Annotated in this window: 14 protein-coding genes; 10 read left to right on the forward strand and 4 right to left on the reverse strand. The window is 73.8% G+C overall.

Features of this window, described 5'->3' with window-relative positions; all coding sequences use genetic code 11:
• Positions 1-50 precede the first annotated feature (50 nt).
• The 3 genes from ACFCY7_RS10150 to ACFCY7_RS10160 are packed head-to-tail and all read right to left on the reverse strand — an operon-like array spanning position 51 to position 2,621.
• Positions 51-278, reverse strand: a complete 228-nt coding sequence (locus tag ACFCY7_RS10150; RefSeq protein WP_376483091.1) for a hypothetical protein — start codon at positions 276-278, stop codon at positions 51-53.
• Positions 279-298: 20 nt separating this feature from the next.
• Positions 299-2,419, reverse strand: a complete 2,121-nt coding sequence (gene malQ, locus ACFCY7_RS10155; RefSeq protein ID WP_376483093.1) for a 4-alpha-glucanotransferase — start codon at positions 2,417-2,419, stop codon at positions 299-301.
• A 1-nt stretch (position 2,420) separates the two neighbouring features.
• Positions 2,421-2,621, reverse strand: coding sequence for a hypothetical protein (locus ACFCY7_RS10160; RefSeq protein ID WP_376483189.1), 201 nt, complete (start codon positions 2,619-2,621; stop codon positions 2,421-2,423).
• Positions 2,622-2,858: 237 nt separating this feature from the next.
• Here ACFCY7_RS10160 and ACFCY7_RS10165 point away from each other — a divergent pair, with 237 nt between their 5' ends.
• On the forward strand, positions 2,859-5,978 hold the full coding sequence (locus ACFCY7_RS10165; protein WP_376483095.1) for a beta-N-acetylglucosaminidase domain-containing protein: 3,120 nt from the start codon (positions 2,859-2,861) through the stop codon (positions 5,976-5,978).
• Positions 5,979-6,052: 74 nt separating this feature from the next.
• Here ACFCY7_RS10165 and ACFCY7_RS10170 read toward each other — a convergent pair whose 3' ends face one another.
• The gene (locus ACFCY7_RS10170) at positions 6,053-6,616 is read right to left on the reverse strand and encodes an HNH endonuclease (RefSeq protein ID WP_366305888.1); all 564 of its coding nucleotides are present in this window, start codon (positions 6,614-6,616) and stop codon (positions 6,053-6,055) included.
• A 249-nt stretch (positions 6,617-6,865) separates the two neighbouring features.
• Here ACFCY7_RS10170 and ACFCY7_RS10175 point away from each other — a divergent pair, with 249 nt between their 5' ends.
• The 9 genes from ACFCY7_RS10175 to ACFCY7_RS10215 all read left to right on the forward strand — a co-directional run bounded on the left by ACFCY7_RS10175 (position 6,866) and on the right by ACFCY7_RS10215 (position 17,670).
• Positions 6,866-7,945, forward strand: a complete 1,080-nt coding sequence (locus ACFCY7_RS10175; RefSeq protein ID WP_376483097.1) for a mechanosensitive ion channel family protein — start codon at positions 6,866-6,868, stop codon at positions 7,943-7,945.
• 208 nt (positions 7,946-8,153) lie between these two features.
• The gene (locus tag ACFCY7_RS10180; protein ID WP_376483098.1) at positions 8,154-9,368 is read left to right on the forward strand and encodes an ROK family protein; all 1,215 of its coding nucleotides are present in this window, start codon (positions 8,154-8,156) and stop codon (positions 9,366-9,368) included.
• Between the two features lie 49 nt (positions 9,369-9,417).
• Entirely contained in the window at positions 9,418-10,761 is a 1,344-nt protein-coding gene (locus ACFCY7_RS10185) for an ABC transporter substrate-binding protein (RefSeq protein WP_376483099.1), read from the forward strand.
• Between the two features lie 133 nt (positions 10,762-10,894).
• On the forward strand, positions 10,895-11,776 hold the full coding sequence (locus tag ACFCY7_RS10190) for a carbohydrate ABC transporter permease (protein ID WP_376483187.1): 882 nt from the start codon (positions 10,895-10,897) through the stop codon (positions 11,774-11,776).
• Positions 11,777-11,779: 3 nt separating this feature from the next.
• Positions 11,780-12,664: a carbohydrate ABC transporter permease gene (locus ACFCY7_RS10195; RefSeq protein ID WP_376483100.1), complete on the forward strand. Its 885-nt coding sequence runs from the start codon at positions 11,780-11,782 to the stop codon at positions 12,662-12,664.
• Positions 12,665-12,672: 8 nt separating this feature from the next.
• Complete coding sequence (locus ACFCY7_RS10200; protein WP_376483102.1) at positions 12,673-13,938, forward strand: 6-phospho-beta-glucosidase; 1,266 nt, start codon at positions 12,673-12,675, stop codon at positions 13,936-13,938.
• Positions 13,929-14,903: an N-acetylglucosamine kinase gene (locus ACFCY7_RS10205; protein WP_376483104.1), complete on the forward strand. Its 975-nt coding sequence runs from the start codon at positions 13,929-13,931 to the stop codon at positions 14,901-14,903. Before ACFCY7_RS10200 ends, ACFCY7_RS10205 begins: the two co-directional genes overlap by 10 nt.
• 296 nt (positions 14,904-15,199) lie before the next feature.
• Positions 15,200-16,627 (forward strand): hypothetical protein, encoded by a 1,428-nt coding sequence (locus ACFCY7_RS10210; protein WP_376483105.1) that lies wholly within the window; start codon positions 15,200-15,202, stop codon positions 16,625-16,627.
• Between the two features lie 11 nt (positions 16,628-16,638).
• Entirely contained in the window at positions 16,639-17,670 is a 1,032-nt protein-coding gene (locus tag ACFCY7_RS10215; RefSeq protein WP_376483107.1) for a glutamate ABC transporter substrate-binding protein, read from the forward strand.
• The last annotated feature ends 32 nt before the right edge of the window (positions 17,671-17,702 follow it).

Raw genomic sequence — 17,702 nt, forward strand, 5'->3', positions numbered from 1 at the left:
GCACGGTACGTCGTACCGTGCGGCGCCCTCGGCGGAGACCGATGAGGCGGTTACGCCTTCTTGGACTTGTCGAGCACCATCACCAGGCCGATGATGACCAGGAACAGCACCAGCGGGGTCACCACGTAGAGGCCGAGCGTCTCGACGACACTCAGCTTGGGGGCCGGGTCGTCACCGTCATCGCGGGTCAGCGCGAGCGCGGGGGACGACATGAGCAGCATCATCAGCGTCGTACCGGCCGCGACGGAGCCGGCGCGCAGTGCGTTCTTCTTGTCCACGGTGCAAACGTAGCGAACACCTAAACGGACCGCGCGCCCGGGGGTGCCGTACGGGCACTCCCCCGCTCGCCGGCCCCGTCGCCGGACGCCGTGCGGTCGCGCAGTTCGCGCAGCAGGGCGTGCGCCCGGCGGGAGGCGGCGAACCGTTCGAGGGTGAGCGGCTGGCCGTCCGGGCCCGCGAGCGGCAGCCGCCAGTTGGGGTACTCGTCCCAGGTGCCCGGCAGGTTCTGCGGCCTGCGGTCCCCCACCGCGTCCGGCAGCCACACCCCCACCATCCGGGCGGGCGTGGCGAGCAGGAACCGGTGCACCGCCCGGATGCCGGCCTCCTCGTCCCCGGGCCCCTCGGGCAGCAGCCCGAGCCGCTGGAACAGGGCCAGCCACTCGGCGGTCTCGGCCGCGTCGGCCGCGCGGTCGCGCTCCGGGTCGCCGTCGGTCAGGCCGAGCCGGTGCCGCAGGGCCACGTGGTCGCCGGAGAGTCGGGCGGCGGTGGGAGGCAGGTCGTGGGTGGTGGCGGTGGCGACGCACTCCGGGCGCCACTCCGCCGGGGGCAGCGGGCGGCCGGTGCCCGCCCAGTCCCGCTCGAACCAGAGCACGGAGGTGCCGAACACCCCGCGCCTGGCCAGCTCCTCGCGCACCCCCGGCTCGACCGTGCCGAGGTCCTCGCCGATGACGAGGGCGCCGGCGCGGTGCGCCTCCAGGACGAGGACGGCGAGCATCGCCTCGGCGTCGTAGCGGACGTAGGTCCCCTCGGTGGGCGGGTGGCCCTCCGGCACCCACCAGAGCCGGAACAGACCCATGACGTGGTCGATGCGCAGCGCGCCCGCGTGGCGCAGGAGTTCGCGCAGCAGGCCCCGGTAGGGGGCGTAGCCGGCGGCGGCGAGGGCGTCCGGCCGCCAGGGCGGCAGCCCCCAGTCCTGGCCGCGGGAGTTGAAGGCGTCCGGCGGGGCGCCGACCGACATGCCGGCCGCGAAGGCGTCCTGCTGGGCCCAGGCGTCCGAACCCTCCGGGTGGACGCCGACGGCCAGGTCGTGGACGATCCCGATCTCCATCCCGGCCGCGCGGGCGGTCGCGGCGGCGTCGGCCAGCTGCCGGTCCGTCAGCCAGGCGAGCCGGCAGTGGAAGTCGACCCGGGCGGCGAGCTCCGGGTCGGCGCGCACCGCCGCCTCCGCCGTGCGCGGCCCGCGCAGCTCCTCGGGCCAGTCGCGCCAGTGGTGGCCGTGCCGCTCGGCGAGGGCCTGGTAGGTGGCGTGGTCCTCCAGGGCGCGGCCCCGGTCGGCGAGGAAGTCGTGGAAGTCGGCGCGCCGCCCGGGCCCGAGGTCCACGCTCCCGACCACGATCTCCAGGGCCCGCCGCTTGACGTCCCACACGGCGTCCCGGTCGATCAGCGCGCCCTTGCCGAGGACCCGTTCGCGCAGTTCGGCGGCGTCGGCGAGGATCCGGTCGAGCTCCTCGCGGCGCTCGGGGCCCACCAGGGCGTACTCGGGGATCTCCTCGACCCTCAGGTGGACGGGGTCCGGGAAGCGGCGCGAGGAGGGGCGGTACGGGGAGGGGTCGGTGGGCGCCCCGGGCACGCCCGCGTGGAGCGGGTTGACCTGGACGAAGCCCGCGCCGTGCACGCGGCCCGCCCAGCCGGCGAGTTCGCGCAGGTCGCCGAGGTCCCCCATGCCCCAGGAGCGGCTGGAGAGCAGCGAGTACAGCTGGACGAGCAGCCCGTACGCGCGCCGCTCGGGCGCGGGCACGCGCGCGGGGCTCACGATCAGGGTGGCGGAGGCGGCGCGCCCGTCGGGGGCCTGCGCCGTGACCGCGTGGACGCCGAGGGGCAGCCGCTCCCAGTCCTGGCCGGTGAGGACGGCCCCCTCCTCGGTGGTGACCCGGAGGCGGGTGCCGGGCGGCAGGTCCTCCGGGGGCCGGAGGGGCTCGTCGCCCCGCCGGTGGACCAGGGTGGGCGGCAGGAGGCGGTCCCGGTCGGCCCGTTCCGCCGCGCCGAGGGCGGCGGCGACCGCCTCCGGCGTGGCCGCGTCGACGCCCAGGGCGCCGAGGACGGCGACCACGGTGGCGTCGGGCACGGGAACGGTGACGCCTTCGGAAGGGCTGTACGCGGTGGCGACGCCGTGACGGGCGGCGAGACGGGCCAGGGTCACTTCACACTCCGGGGGACTCCGTGCCACCCGCGCTGCCGGGGGCGGTGGGCTCGCTGGTGAGGGGGGCCGCCTCGGTCAGGGGCGGTTCACTGGTGAGGGGGGCCGCGTCGGGCAGCGGCGGTTCGCTGGTCAGCGGCGCGCCGGCGGGCGGCACCTGCTGCGGAACGCGTATCCGTCCGAGGTGGCGGGCGGTCGTGGTCACGGGGGTCTCCCGGTTTCGTCTCGACAGGTGGGACCTGGGCGTGCGACTGAGCCCTACCCACCGCACCTCGTTTTACCGGCGGAAAGTGACGAAGTGACGTCACCTCGCCGACGGCTCGCCGGGCAAAGGCGACACATCGCCCTCTCTCATTGACACTGCCGTGCGACGGGTGGTGGGCTCGTGACCCACTCGTGACCAACCCGGCGGAGCGGCCGGGCCTGTCCGGAGGGAGACCCCGTGCACGTCGGGCGCAGGAAGCGGACCGCGACGGCCGTCGCCGCCGCCGTCATCGGCGGCCTCCTGGGCAGTGCCGCACCGGGCTCGGTGTACGCCACCCCGGCGGCACCGGCCTCACCCGCGGCCCCGTCGGCCCCCGCCTCGCCGGCGGCGCCGGCCTCACCGGCGGCTCCCCCGGGCCCGGGGGTTCCCGTCGCGGGGCGTGCGGACGCCGTCGCCGCGCCGGCCGTGCCCGCCGTGTGGCCCCGGCCGCAGTCGCTGACCGGCGCCGGGCCCTCCGTACGCCTCGGGGACGAGGTGACGCTGCTCGCGGACGCCGACGCCGATCCGTACGCGGTCGCCGCCCTGCGCGAACTGCTGCGGGCCGCCGGGGTGCGGACCGTCCACGCCGGACTCCCGGGCCGGGGCCCGGTCCTGCGGCTCGCCGGGCCCGGCGGCGAGGCGGCCGAGGCGGCGCTGACGGCCCTGCGCGTGCCCGAGCGGCTCGACCTCCCGCGCGGCGGCTACCGCCTCGCGACCGGCCGCTACCAGGGGCGGGAGACCGTCGTCCTCGACGGGGTCGGCGAGGACGGCCTCTTCCACGCCGTCCAGACGCTGCGCCAGCTCGTCGGCACCGGTCGCGAGGTCCCCGGGGTCGTCGTCCGCGACTGGCCGGGCACGGTCGAGCGCGGGATCACCGAGGGCTTCTACGGCAGCCCCTGGACCCTCGAACAGCGGCTCGCCCAGCTCGACTTCCTCGGCCGGACCAAGCAGAACCGCTATCTGTACGCGCCCGGGGACGACCCGTACCGCCGGGCGCAGTGGCGCGAGCCCTACCCGGAGGAGCAGCGGCGGGAGTTCCTGGCGCTCGCCGAACGGGCCCGAGCCAACCGGGTGACGCTCGGCTGGGCCGTGGCGCCCGCGCAGTCCATGTGCCTGGCCTCGGCCGGCGACGTGCGGGCGCTGACGCGGAAGCTCGACGCCATGTGGGAGCTCGGGGTGCGCGTCTTCCAGCTCCAGTTCCAGGACGCCTCGTACGACGAGTGGCACTGCGACGAGGACGCCGACACCTTCGGGCGGGGTCCCGCGGCCGCGGCAGCCGCCCACGCGCGCGTGGCGAACACCGTCGCCCGGCACCTGGCCGAGCGGTACCCGGACGCCGAGCCGCTGACGGTGCTGCCGACGGAGTACTACCAGGACGGCGCGACCGCGTACCGCACGGAGTTCGCCCGGGCGCTCGACGCCGAGGTGCGGGTGGCGTGGACGGGCGTCGGCGTCGTCCCGCGCACGATCACCGGCCGCGAACTGGCCGGGGCGCGCGCGGCCCTGGGCGGCCATCCGCTGGTCACGATGGACAACTACCCGGTCAACGACTACGCGCAGGACCGGCTGTTCCTCGGTCCCGCCACGGGCCGGGAGCCGGCCGTGGCCGCCGGTTCCGCCGCGTTCCTCGCCCACGCCATGGAGCAGGCCGCGGCCTCCCGGATCCCGCTCTTCACCGCCGCCGACTACGCCTGGAACCCGCGGGGCTACCGGCCGCAGGAGTCCTGGCGGGCCGCCGTCGACGACCTCGCGGGCCCGGACCCCGCGGCCCGCGAGGCGCTGCGGGCGCTCGCCGGGAACGGCGCCTCGTCGATCCTCGACCCGAAGGGCGAATCGGCCTATCTGAAGCCGCTGCTGGCGGCGTTCTGGGCCTCGCGCACCACTCCGGACACCCCGGCGGGCAGGGCCGCCAGGGAACGGGCAGCGCGCGAGCTGCGGGCCGCGTTCACGGTGATGCGCCGGGCCCCCGAGCGGCTCGCGGCCACCGCCGGTTCCGCCCTCGACGACGAGGCGGGCCCGTGGCTCGACCGGCTCGCGCGGTACGGCGAGGCCGGCGAGACGGCCGTCGACATGCTGCTCGCCCAGGGCCGCGGCGACGGCGCGGCGGCCTGGCGGGCGCGGCTGGCCCTCGAACCGCTGCGGGAGGCGCTGGCGGGGGGCCGGGTGACGGTCGGCGCGGGGGTGCTCGATCCCTTCCTCACGCGCGCGGTGGCGGAGTCGACGGCCTGGACCGGCGCCGACCGCCCCGCGGCGGCGCGGGCCGACCGCGCCCCCGGCTCGTACACCGTGCGGCTCGACCGGTCGCGGCCCGTGGCGGCCCTCACGGTGATGACCCGGCCGGGCGGCACGGGGGCGGGCACGGACGCGCGCGTGGAGGCGTACGTCTCCGGCGAGGGCTGGCGGCCGCTCGGCCCGCTGTCGGCGTCCGGTTGGACGCAGACCGATCTGAAGGGGCTGCGGGCCGACGCGCTGCGCGTGGTGTGGAGCGGCGACGACCGGGACCCCGGGGTGCGCTCGCTGGTGCCGTGGTTCGCGGACGGCCCCCGGGCCGGACTCGAACTGGCCCGTGCGGAGACGGACGCGGAGATCGGCGGACCGGCGCGGCGGGTGGACGTGCGGCTGTCGGGCGTGCGCGCGGACGAGGTGCGCGGGGCGCTGACGGCGAAGGCCCCGAAGGGGATCGCGGTCCGCCTCCCGAAGGAGGTCGCGGTGGAGCGCGGGGCGCGGACGAGCGTCCCCCTGGAGGTGTCGGTGGGCGCGGACGTGCCGGCCGGCACGTACCGGGTGCCGGTGTCGTTCGCGGGCGAGGAGCGCGTCCTGACGGTGCGGGCCTTCCCCCGCACGGCGGGCCCCGACCTGGCGCGGGCGGCGACGGCGTCCTCCTCGGGCGACGAGACCCCGGACTTCCCGGCCGCCTCGGCGGTGGACGGCGATGCGGCGACCCGCTGGTCCTCGCCCGCGGAGGACGGGGCCTGGTGGCAGCTGGAGCTGGCCGAGCCGGCGCGGATAGGGCAGGTGGTGCTGCACTGGCAGGACGCGTACGCCTCCCGCTACCGCGTCCAGGTCTCCGCGGACGGGCGCGTGTGGCGGACGGCGGCGACGGTCGCGGACGGCAGGGGCGGCCGGGAGTCGGTCCGGATGGACGCGGCGGACACCCGCTTCCTGCGCGTGCAGGGCGAGGCGCGGGCGACCCGGTTCGGCTACTCCCTCTGGTCGGTGGAGACCTACGCGGTGGCCCCGGAGGAGCGGGCGGAGCCGCCCGCGGGCACGGCGGAGGAGCGACCCGCGGACACGGCGGAGGAGCGGCCCGCCCCGTAGGGGCGGCACCGCTCCCGTGCCGGAGGCCCCGCATACGCGAATGCCGGAGGCCCCGCATACGCGAAAGGCCCGGCTCAACCCGTCGTCAGCGCCCTCACGGGGGCGTCGGCGACGGAGTCGATCCGGGCCATCACGTCCTCGGCGCCGTACGGCTGGAGGTACGGCAGCCAGCGGGGGTCCCGGTGTCCGGTCCCGATGATCCGCCAGGCCAGGCCGGACGGCGGGGCCGGTTGGTGGCGCAGGCGCCAGCCGATCTCGCGGAGGTGCCGGTCGGCCTTGACGTGGTTGCAGCGGCGGCAGGCCGCCACCACGTTGTCCCAGGCGTGCGTGCCCCCGCGGCTGCGCGGGATGACGTGGTCGACGCTGGTGGCGACGCCCCCGCAGTACACGCAGCGCCCGCCGTCACGGGCGAAGAGGGCTCTGCGGGTCAAGGGAACGGGCCCCCGGTAGGGGACCCGCACGAAGCGCTTCAGTCGCACCACGCTGGGCGCGGGGAGGACTTGGGTCTCGCTGTGCAGGAAGGCGCCGGACTCCTCGAGGCAGAGAGCCTTGTTCTCCAGGACGAGGACGAGTGCGCGGCGGAGCGGTACGACGCCGAGCGGCTCGTACGACGCGTTGAGGACCAGGACATGCGGCACGGATGCCTCCTATGACGCCGGCGGCGCGTGGCTCGCGCCGGGACGAACTGCTCTCAGTCTCTCCTCAGGCCTGGTCGGAGCGCCACCACGTACCGGGATCGGGGTGGCGGGTCCGGAGTGTTCTCGACCACATCGGCAGCTCCTCCTCTTACCTGCCTCTTACTTGCCCAGGTGAGGTCGGTCTCTCCCTCGAACAGGGCAGCGGGAGCACGTCCGATGCCCCGTTAGTGTGGATGGCCTGCGTACGCGATGCCTGGAGGTTGCCCCGTGTCCTGGTCCGCCCTAGCGGCTGCCACCGATCCCGAACCCATTCCGGTGACCCTGGACGAGGCCGCGGAGAAGGCGACGAACGCGGCGAGCTGGGTGGAGGAGAACTGGTCCACCTGGCTGAACACCGGATTGCGCATCCTGCTGATCCTGGTCGTCGCGCTCCTGCTCCGGATGGCCGTCCGCCGCGCCCTGACGAAGCTGATCGAGCGGATGAACCGGTCGGCGCAGGCGGTGGAGGGGACGGCTCTCGGCGGTCTCCTCGTCAACACCGAGCGGCGCCGGCAGCGCTCGGAGGCGATCGGCTCGGTCCTCCGCTCGGTCGCGTCGTTCCTCATCCTGGGCACGGCGGGCCTGATGGTCCTCGGCGCCTTCAAGATCGACCTGGCGCCGCTGCTGGCCTCGGCCGGTGTGGCCGGCGTGGCGATCGGTTTCGGCGCGCGGAACCTGGTGACGGACTTCCTCTCCGGCGTCTTCATGATCCTGGAGGACCAGTACGGCGTCGGTGACTCGGTCGACGCGGGCGTGGCCTCCGGCGAGGTCGTCGAGGTGGGCCTGCGGGTGACCAAGCTGCGCGGGGTGGACGGCGAGATCTGGTACGTGCGCAACGGCGAGATCAAGCGGATCGGGAACCTGAGCCAGGGCTGGGCGACGGCGGGCGTGGACGTGACCGTCCGGCCGACGGAGGACCTGGACCGGGTGCGGGCCGTGATCACCGCGGCGGCGGACTCCATGGCCAAGGAGGAGCCGTGGGACGAGCGCCTGTGGGGTCCGGTGGAGGTGCTCGGTCTGAGCGAGGTGCTGCTCGACTCGATGACGGTCCGGGTCTCGGCGAAGACGATGCCGGGGAAGAAGCTGGGTGTGGAGCGCGAGCTGCGCTGGCGCATCAAGCGGGGTCTGGACGAGGCCGGCATCCGCATCGTCGGCGGGGTCCCGGCGCAGGCCGAGGAGGCCGCGGGCGACCCGACGGCGGGCATGGCGGCGCCGTCGGCGTTCGCCTCGACGACCTCGCCGCAGTCGGCGGCGGCGACCCCGCTGCCGAAGCCCGACCTCTCGAAGTAGCACCGCCCGTACGGCCCGACGCCCCCGCAGGTAACGCTTTGGTTGCCTTCGGGGGCGTCCCGCGTTCCCGGGTATTGACGCCTCCGCGACGGCCGCCTTACCTTCCTCCCACCGAATAGGAAACTTTCCTAACAGAGCAGTGGGAGAACGGGCCGGCCGACAGGCAGCACAATGGCCCGACCATCGTGGAAAGGCAGGTGCGGACTCAATGGCCGGTACGACCCCGGGAACCCCCGGCACGCCGCGCGTCCTGCGGGCCATGAACGACCGCGCCGCCCTCGACCTGCTCCTCGAACACGGCCCGCTCTCGCGGACCCGCATCGGCAAGCTCACCGGCCTGTCCAAGCCGACCGCCTCCCAGCTGCTCGCCCGCCTCGAAGCGGCCGGACTCGTCGTCGCCACCGGCACCACCGCGGGCAGGCCCGGACCGAACGCCCAGCTCTACGCGGTGAACCCGCGCGCCGCGTACGCCGCGGGACTCGACGTCGACCAGCACCGCATCCACGCCGCCGTCGCCGACGTCACGGGCGAGATCGTCGGCGAGTTCGAGCTCCGCACCCCCGGCCGCGCCAACTCCGGCGTCGTCCGCCAGGTCACCGACGCCCTCGACGGGGCGACCAAGGCCGCCGGACTCGCCCGCGAGGACGTCCGGCGCCTGGTCATCGGCACCCCCGGCGCCTTCGACCCGGCCACCGGGCGCCTGCGGTACGCCTCCCACCTGCCCGGCTGGCACTCCCCCACCCTCCTGGAGGAGCTGGCCGCCGTCCTGCCCATGCCGTTCGAGTACGAGAACGACGTCAACCTCGTCGCCGTCGCCGAGCAGCGCGTGGGCGCCGCCCGCGGCCACGAGAACTTCGTCCTGCTGTGGAACGAGGGGGGCCTCGGCGCCGCCCTCGTCCTCGGCGGGCGACTGCACCGCGGCTTCACCGGCGGCGCCGGCGAGCTCGGCTTCCTGCCCGTGCCCGGCACCCCGCTGGTACGGCAGGTCACCAAGGCCAACTCCGGCGGCTTCCAGGAACTCGCGGGCATCCAGTCCGTGCCCCGGATCGCCCGCGCCGCCGGGATCGCGACCCCCGACCACCCCTTCGTACCGGTGGTGGCCGGGCTGCTGTCCCGGGCCGCCGAGACCCACGAGGACGACCCCCGGTACGCGGAACTGCTCGACCGCTACGCCGAGCGCCTCGCCACCGGGCTCGCCGCCCTCGTGGCCGTCCTCGACCCCGAACTGATCGTGCTGTCCGGGGACGCCCTCGTCACCGGCGGCGAACCCCTGCGCGCCCGCGTCCAGTCCGAACTCGCCGACCTCGCCCCGTCCCGGCCGCGGCTCGTCCTCTCCGCCGTACGCCGGAGCCCCGTCCTGCGCGGCGCCCTCGAAAGCGCCCTCGCCACCACGCGCGACGAGGTCTTCGACACCTCGCGCTGACCGTCCCCGCCCCTCCGCACGCCCCGACCCGCCCCAGGGAGACATCGCCATGCCCGCACGTCCGCGCAGAGCCGCCGCCGCGCTCGCCGCCACCGCCTCGATCGCCCTCTTCGCCTCCGCCTGTACGGGCTCCGCGAACGACAAGGCCTCCGACGACCCGAACGCGCAGACGACGATCACGTTCTGGCACGGCTGGTCGGCGCCCGCCGAGGTCAAGGCGATCGAGGACAGCGTCGCCCGCTTCGAGAAGGCCCACCCGAACATCAAGGTGAAGCTCGTCGGCGACATCAACGACGCGAAGCTCGGCCAGGCGCTCCGCGCGGGCGGCTCGAACGGCCCGGACGTCGTCTCCTCGTTCACCACCTCCAACGTCGGCAAGTTCTGCTCCTCGGGCGCCCTCGCGGACCTCAAGCCCTTCATAGAGAAGTCGAAGATCGACCTGGACAAGACCTTCCCGAAGGTCCTCCAGGAGTACACCCAGTTCGAGGGCAAGCGCTGCTCGCTGCCGCTGCTCTCCGACGCGTACGGGCTCTACTACAACAAGACCGCGTTCAAGAAGGCCGGACTCGACCCCGAGGCCCCGCCGAAGACCTGGTCCCAGTTCGCCGAGGTCGCCAAGCGGCTGACGAAGCAGAAGGGCGACTCGTACGAGCAGCTCGGCTTCATGCCGAACTACCTCGGCTACGAGACCGTCGTCGAGCACTACATGTCGCAGTGGGACCACGACTACTTCGACGACAACGGCAAGTCGAACGTCGCCAAGGACCCGGCGTTCGCCGAGATGATGACCTACCAGAAGTCCCTGGTGGACGGCCTCGGCGGGTTCGAGAAGCTCGACAAGTACCGCACCACCTTCGGTGACGAGTGGGGCGCCAAGCACCCCTTCCAGACCGGCCAGGTCGCCATGCAGCTCGACGGCGAGTGGCGGCTGAACTTCATCAAGGACGCCAAGGTCGGCTTCGAGGTCGGCGTCGCGCCGCTGCCGGTCGCCGACGACGAGCTGAGCGAGTACGGCAAGGGCTACCTGTCCGGCACGATCATGGGCATCGCGCCGCAGAGCAAGAAGCAGAACGCGGCCTGGGAGCTGGTCAAGTACATGACCACGGACACCGACGCGGTGGTCGCCTTCGCCAACGCCATCGGCAACGTGCCCTCCACCTTCGAGGCGCTGAAGTCCCCGAACCTCACCTTCGACGACCGCTTCAAGACCTTCCTGGAGATCGCCCAGCACCCCGAGTCCACCACCATGGACGGCGCGGTGAACGGCCCCGCCTACCAGGAGGCCCTCTCCGAGCTCGCCCACAAGTACGAGAACGGCAAGGTCACCGACCTGAAGAAGGGGCTCGCGGACACCGCGGCCCAGATCGACCGCGACATCGCCGCGGCGAAGTGACGGCCGGATCCCGACCATGAGCACGGACACCCTGCCCACGAAGGAGGCGGCCGCCCCGGCAGCCGCCTCCCCCGAGGGACGGAACACCCTGCGGTCCAAGCGCCGGCGCAACGCGCTGCGCACCGCACTGTTCATGTCCCCCTGGCTGATCGGGTTCGGCTTCTTCTTCGCCTACCCGCTCGTCTCCACCCTGTACTTCTCGTTCATGCGGTACGACGGCCTCAACCCGCCGACCTGGCGGGGCCTGGAGAACTGGACGTACGTCTTCGCCGACATGCCGAAGTTCTGGCCGGCGATGCAGAACACGCTCTGGCTGGCCGTCGTCATGGTGACCTGCCGGGTCGTCTTCGGCCTCGGCGTCGGCATGCTCATCGCCAAGATCAAGACGGGCGCCGGGGTCTTCCGCACCCTCTTCTACCTGCCCTACCTGGCCCCGCCGGTGGCCGCCACGCTCGCCTTCGTCTTCCTGCTCAACCCCGGCACCGGACCGGTCAACTCGCTCCTGGAGGCCGTCGGCCTCCCGGCGCCCTCCTGGTTCAACGACGCGGACTGGGCCAAGCCCGCCCTGACCGTCCTCGCCGTGTGGGGCGTCGGCGACCTCATGGTCATCTTCATGGCCGCCCTGCTCGACGTGCCGAAGGAGCAGTACGAGGCCGCCGAACTGGACGGCGCGTCCCCCTGGCAGCGGTTCCGCTACGTCACGCTGCCGAACATCTCGCCGATCGTCCTCTTCGCGGTCGTCACCGGGATCATCGGCGCGATGCAGTACTACACCCAGCCGATCGTGGCCGCGAAGGTCGCCTCGGGCAAGATGGGCGGCTCCGGCGAGGCCTTCGTCCCCGGCTACCCGGACGACTCCACGCTGACCCTCCCGCAGCTGGTCTACAACCTCGGCTTCAGCCAGTTCAACTACGGCGCCGCCTGCGTCGTGGCGCTCGTGCTCTTCGCTCTCTCCATGGCCTTCACCGCGCTCCTCATGCGCCGGCGCGGCGGCCTGATCGGCTCGGGTGACTGACACATGACGACCGCAACCACCCGGACCCGTCCCGCCGTGAGCCCCGCCGAGAAGCGGGCCCGCCGGACGTCCCTGCTGCACTGGATCGCCGTGCACTCGCTCGGCATCGCCGCCGCCCTGTTCTTCGTGCTCCCCTTCGTGTTCGTCGTCCTGACCTCCCTGATGAGCGACCAGCAGGCGCTCACCCGGGACCTGACGCCGAACTCCTGGCACTGGGAGAACTACGTCGAGGTCTTCCGGACCGAAGGCTTCCTCACCTGGTGGAAGAACTCGCTGCTGTACGCCGGACTCGGCACCGTCCTCGTCGTGGTGTCCTCGATCCCCGTGGCGTACGCGCTCGCCAAGTTCCGCTTCCGCGGCCGGCACCTGTCGCTCCTGCTCGTCATCTCGATGATGATGCTGCCGCCGCAGGTCGTGATCATCCCGATGTACCTGTTCTGGGCGAAGCAGATGGACCTCTCCGGGACGCTGTGGCCGCTGATCGTGCCCATGGCCTTCGGCGACGCCTTCGCGATCTTCCTGCTCCGCCAGTTCCTGCTGACGATCCCGAACGAGTACGTCGAGGCCGCGAGGATCGACGGCTGCGGCGAGTTCCGCACCCTCGTACGGGTCGTGATCCCGATGGCGAAGCCCGGCATCGCCGCCGTGGCCCTGTTCCAGTTCTTCTACTGCTGGAACGACTACTTCGGGCCGCAGATCTACGCCTCCGAGAACGCGGCCGCCTGGACGCTCAGTTACGGCCTCGAGTCCTTCAAGGGCGCGCACCACACCGACTGGAACCTGACCATGGCCGCGACCGTGCTGGTCATGGCCCCCGTGATCCTCGTGTTCTTCTTCGCGCAGAAGGCGTTCGTCGAGGGAGTCACCCTGACCGGAGTGAAGGGCTGATACGAAAGATGAAGCTCACTGTCGTGGGGGGCGGTTCCACCTACACCCCCGAACTCGTCGACGGCTTCGCGCGACTGCGCGACACCCTGCCCATCACCGAACTCGTCCTCGTCGACCCGGCCGCCGAGCGGCTCGAACTGGTCGGCGGGCTCGCCCGGCGCATCTTCGCCAAGCAGGACCACGACGGGAAGGTCACCACCACCACCGACCTCGACGCCGGGGTCGAGGGCGCCGACGCCGTCCTGCTCCAGCTGCGGGTCGGCGGGCAGGCCGCCCGCCGGCAGGACGAGACCTGGCCCCTGGAGTGCGGCTGCGTCGGCCAGGAGACGACCGGCGCCGGCGGCCTCGCCAAGGCGCTGCGCACGGTCCCGGTGGTCCTGGACATCGCCGAGCGGGTCCGGCGCACCAACCCGGACGCCTGGATCATCGACTTCACCAACCCCGTCGGCATCGTCACGCGCGCGCTGCTCCAGGCCGGGCACAAGGCCGTCGGCCTGTGCAACGTGGCCATCGGCTTCCAGCGGAAGTTCGCCGCGCTCCTGGACGTGACCCCTGCCGAGGTCCACCTCGACCACGTCGGGCTCAACCACCTGACCTGGGAGCGGGCCGTACGGATCGGCGGCCCCGAGGGCGAGAACGTGCTGCCCCGGCTGCTCGCCGAGCACGGCGACGCCGTCGCCGACGACCTGCGGCTGCCGCGCCCGGTCCTGGACCGGCTCGGCGTCGTCCCCTCGTACTACCTGCGGTACTTCTACGCGCACGACGAGGTGGTGCGCGAGCTCGGCACGAAGCCGTCCCGGGCCGCCGAGGTCGCGGCGATGGAGCGGGAACTCCTGGAGATGTACGGCGACCCGGCGCTCGACGAGAAGCCGGCCCTGCTCGCCAAGCGCGGCGGCGCCTTCTACTCGGAGGCGGCCGTGGACCTGGCGGCCTCGCTGCTGGGCGGCGGCGGATCGCCGTACCAGGTGGTGAACACGTACAACAACGGCACGCTGCCGTTCCTGCCGGACGACGCCGTCATCGAGACGCAGGCCGCGGTGGGCGCGCACGGTGCCACGCCGCTGCCGGTCGCGCCGGTGGACCCGCTGTACGCCGGCCTGATCGCCCACGTCACGGCCTACGAGGACCTGGCCCTGGAGGCGGCGCTCCGCGGCGGCCGCGACCGGGTGTTCAAGGCGCTGCTCGCACACCCGCTGGTGGGCCAGTACGCGTACGCCGACGGGCTCACCGACCGGCTGATCGCGCACAACCGGGAGCACCTCGCGTGGGCGTGACCGAAACCCTGCTGGCCGTCGACGCCGGCAACAGCAAGACCGACGTCGCCGTCGTCGCCGTGGACGGCACGGTCCTCGGCACGGCGCGCGGCGGCGGCTTCCAGCCCCCCGTGGTGGGGGTGGAGACGGCGGTCGACCGGCTCGCGGAGATCGTCGGGCGGGCCTGCGCGGAGGCCGGCGTCCCGGCGGGGTTCGCCCACGTCGCGGCCTGCCTCGCCAACGCCGACCTGCCCGTCGAGGAGGCCGAGCTGCAGGCCGCGCTCCTCGCCCGGGGCTGGAGCCCGTCCGTACGGGTGCACAACGACACCTTCGCCATCCTGCGGGCCGGCATCGACGAGCCCCGGGGCGTCGCGGTGGTCTGCGGGGCCGGGATCAACTGCGTCGGGATGACCCCGGACGGTCGGACCGCGCGCTTCCCGGCGATCGGGAAGATCTCCGGCGACTGGGGCGGGGGCGGCGGACTCGCCGACGAGGCGCTGTGGTTCGCGGCGCGCGCCGAGGACGGGCGGGGCCTGCCCACCGCGCTCGCGGACGCGCTGCCCGCGCACTTCGGACTGGGGTCGATGTACCTCCTGATCGAGGCCCTGCACCTGGGCGGCATCCCGATGGAGCGGCGGCACGAGCTGACGCCGGTGCTGTTCGCGGTCGCGGCCCAGGGCGACCCGGTGGCGCTGTCCCTCGTGCACCGGCTCGCCGAAGAGGTCGTCGCCATGGCGTACGTGGCGCTCCGCCGGCTCGGGCTGCACCACGAGGAGGCGCCGGTGATGCTGGGCGGCAGCGTGCTCGCGGCCCGCCACCCGCAGTTGGAGGAGCGGATCCTCGAACTCCTCGCGGCGCGGGCGCCGAAGGCCGTGGTCGGGTTCGTGACCGCGCCGCCGGTGCTCGGGGCGGGGCTGCTCGCCCTGGACGCGGCGGAGGCGGGTCCGGAGGCGAAGGCCCGGCTGCGGGAGCACTTCGGGGCCTGAGGAACGCCGTCGCGGGGTGTCTCGTCGTCTCGACGGGGCACCCCGCACGCATGTTCACCCGTTCGAGGGGTGTCCGAAAGGGAACCGATCTTCGGCCGGCGACGTATTCAGAGTGAGGGGGTTCGCCTGCTGATGTGCCGGGGGCATGGGGCACGATAGGAACAAGATCGAGTCAATCCCGGTGTGCGGAGGGCCCCCTGAGGCCATACTGCTGGCCGGGTGGTCGTCCACCGGAACCGGTCGCCACCGGGACACCGGACGGGCCGGCCGACGTCAGCGACCGAGGGGGAGGTCAAGTGACACACCCGCCGAACGCGCCCGCCGCCTCGGCGGCGCACGGCACGGCGCAGGCGCCCGCGCGCCCGGGCTCCGTGCCCGCGCAGCCGTCGCCCGTGCCCACCGCGGCCCCGCCCGCGGGGCGCGGTGCCTGGGCCGTGGGCCGCGAGCGACTGCGCGTGGCCGCGACGACCGAGCCCGGCCGGCTCCAGATCCTCGGCGCCGTACTCGCCCTGCTCGTCGTGGCGTTCGGGGCGGTCAGCGCCCTGGAGGTGTCCGACCGGGCCTCCGCCGCCGACGACGTCGTCAGCCGCAGCCAGCCGCTGAGCGCCGACGCGGCCGCGATCTACCGCTCCCTCGCCGACGCCGACACCACCGCCGCCAGCGGCTTCCTCGCGGGCACCCTGGAGCCCGCGGAGTCCCGCGCGCGGTACACCAGGGACATCACCACGGCCTCCCGGCTCCTCGTCAAGGCCGCGGCGAACGCCGGCGGCTCGTCCGAGTCGGCCCGCGAGATCGCCACCCTCAACGAGCAACTGCCCCGCTACACCGGCCTCGTCGAGCGCGCCCGGGCCGCCAACCGGCAGGGCCTGCCGCTGGGCGGCGCCTACCTGCGGTACGCCAACCAGCAGATGGCCGACACGCTGCTGCCGGCCGCCGAGCGGCTCTACGCGGCGGAGACGGTACGGCTCCAGCGCGACGACGAGTCCGCCCGCACCTGGCCGTTCCTGTCGCTCGCGCTCGGCCTGCTCACCCTCGGCGTCCTGCTGTGGGCCCAGCGCCGCAACTACGTCCGGACCAACCGGGTCCTCAACCACGGCCTGCTCGCCGCCACCGCCGCCACCGTCGTCGTGCTGCTCTGGCTCGCCGCCGCGCACACGGTCGCGCGCGCCGGGCTCGACAGCGCGCGCGTGCAGGGGCAGGAGTCCCTCCAGGTCCTCAACACCGCGCGGATCAGCTCGCTCACGGCCCGCGCCAACGAGAACCTGACGCTGGTCGCCCGGGGCGCCGTCCTCACCGAGGACGGCAAGAGCGACAAGTACGAGGCCGAGTACACGGCGAGCATGGGCGCCCTGACGGACGCGCTCGCCACGGCCCGCGAGCGGGCCGACGACGACGCCGGGCGCGGTCCCGTCGACGAGTCCGCCGCGCGCGCCGCCGAATGGCGGGAGCGCCACAAGGACGCCCGCGCGAAGGACGAGGCCGGCGACTACGAGGGCGCCCTCGGCCGGATCATCGGCGCGAAGGAGTCCACGGGCCGGTCCTTCGACCAGATCGACGCCGCCCTGGAGCGGGCCCTCGCCCACGAGCAGACCGAGTTCACCCGCTCCGCCGGGGACGCCCGGGACGCGCTGACGGGGCTGCCGCTCGGCGCGGCCGCACTCGGCGCCCTGGGCGCGGCGGGCGCGCTGCTCGGCATCAACCGCAGACTGTCGGAGTACCGGTGAGAGGGGGCGGGATGCCGAACGGCGCGTACCCGCTGGCGCGGCGGACGGTGGGCCGGCTGCGGGGCTGGGGCGGAGTGGCCTCCATGGCCGTGGCCTGCGCGCTCACCGCCTCGCTCACCCTGCTGCCGCTCGCCCAGGACGGGGCCGGCCCGGCGGCCGCGCCGTGGACGCCCGGGCCCGGCGTGGGCACCGGCGTCCAGGTCAAGGCGGACACCTGCGAGCACCCCGAGGCCTCCCTCACGCCCTCGTCGGCGGACGGCCCGTCGATACGGGCGATCAAGGACCGCGGGAAGCTGATCGTCGGCGTCGACCAGTCCAGCTACCGGTGGGGCTACCGGAACCCGGAGAAGGGCGTCCTGGAGGGCTTCGACATCGCGCTCGCCCGGGCCATCGCCAAGGACGTCCTCGGCGACCCGGACGCGATCATCTTCCGCGCGATCCCGACCAACCAGCGGATCGCCGCCCTGAACAACGGCAAGGTCGACCTCGTCGTGCGCACCATGACGATCAACTGCAAGCGGATCGAGCAGGTCGCCTTCTCCACCGCCTACTTCCAGGCCGGCCAGCAGGTCCTCGCGCCCAAGCTCGCCAAGGACATCACCGGCTACGACTCCTCGCTGCGCGGCAAACGGATCTGCACCGCCGAGGGCTCCACGGCCTACGACGCGCTGGCGGAGAACTCCTTCGGCGCGGTCTTCAAGGACGAGGCCGACGGCACCAAGGACGACAAGGACCTGCTGACCGTCCCCAACCAGCTGGACTGCCTGGCCCGGCTCCAGATGGGCGAGGTCGACGCGGTCGTCACCGACAACGCGCTCGCGGCCGGCCAGGCCGCCCAGGACCCGGCGGTCGAGCTCAAGGGCCGGCCGTTCACCGAGGAGTACTACGGGGTCGCGGCCAAGCTCGGGAACGACGACCTGGTCCGCCGGGTCAACCAGGTCCTGGTGGGCTACCGGCAGGGCCCCTGGCAGGCCGCGTACAAGGAGTGGCTGGAGAAGGACCTGCCCGGCATAACCGGGCCGCCCGCTCCGCTGTACAAGTAGCGCTGTACACGCCCCCGTACGAGCAAGCCCGT

It is taken from the genome of Streptomyces sp. NPDC056361 (assembly GCF_042262805.1).
Classification (GTDB): domain Bacteria; phylum Actinomycetota; class Actinomycetes; order Streptomycetales; family Streptomycetaceae; genus Streptomyces.

Excerpts from the sequence above, each read along its gene's own strand:
- ACFCY7_RS10175 (WP_376483097.1), top strand. The coding sequence starts at position 6,866 with ATGCCTGGAGGTTGCCCCGTGTCCTGGTCCGCCCTAGCGGCTGCCACC.
- ACFCY7_RS10180 (WP_376483098.1), top strand. The coding sequence starts at position 8,154 with ATGGCCGGTACGACCCCGGGAACCCCCGGCACGCCGCGCGTCCTGCGG.
- ACFCY7_RS10185 (WP_376483099.1), top strand. The coding sequence starts at position 9,418 with ATGCCCGCACGTCCGCGCAGAGCCGCCGCCGCGCTCGCCGCCACCGCC.
- ACFCY7_RS10190 (WP_376483187.1), top strand. The coding sequence starts at position 10,895 with ATGTCCCCCTGGCTGATCGGGTTCGGCTTCTTCTTCGCCTACCCGCTC.
- ACFCY7_RS10195 (WP_376483100.1), top strand. The coding sequence starts at position 11,780 with ATGACGACCGCAACCACCCGGACCCGTCCCGCCGTGAGCCCCGCCGAG.
- ACFCY7_RS10200 (WP_376483102.1), top strand. The coding sequence starts at position 12,673 with ATGAAGCTCACTGTCGTGGGGGGCGGTTCCACCTACACCCCCGAACTC.
- ACFCY7_RS10215 (WP_376483107.1), top strand. The coding sequence starts at position 16,639 with ATGCCGAACGGCGCGTACCCGCTGGCGCGGCGGACGGTGGGCCGGCTG.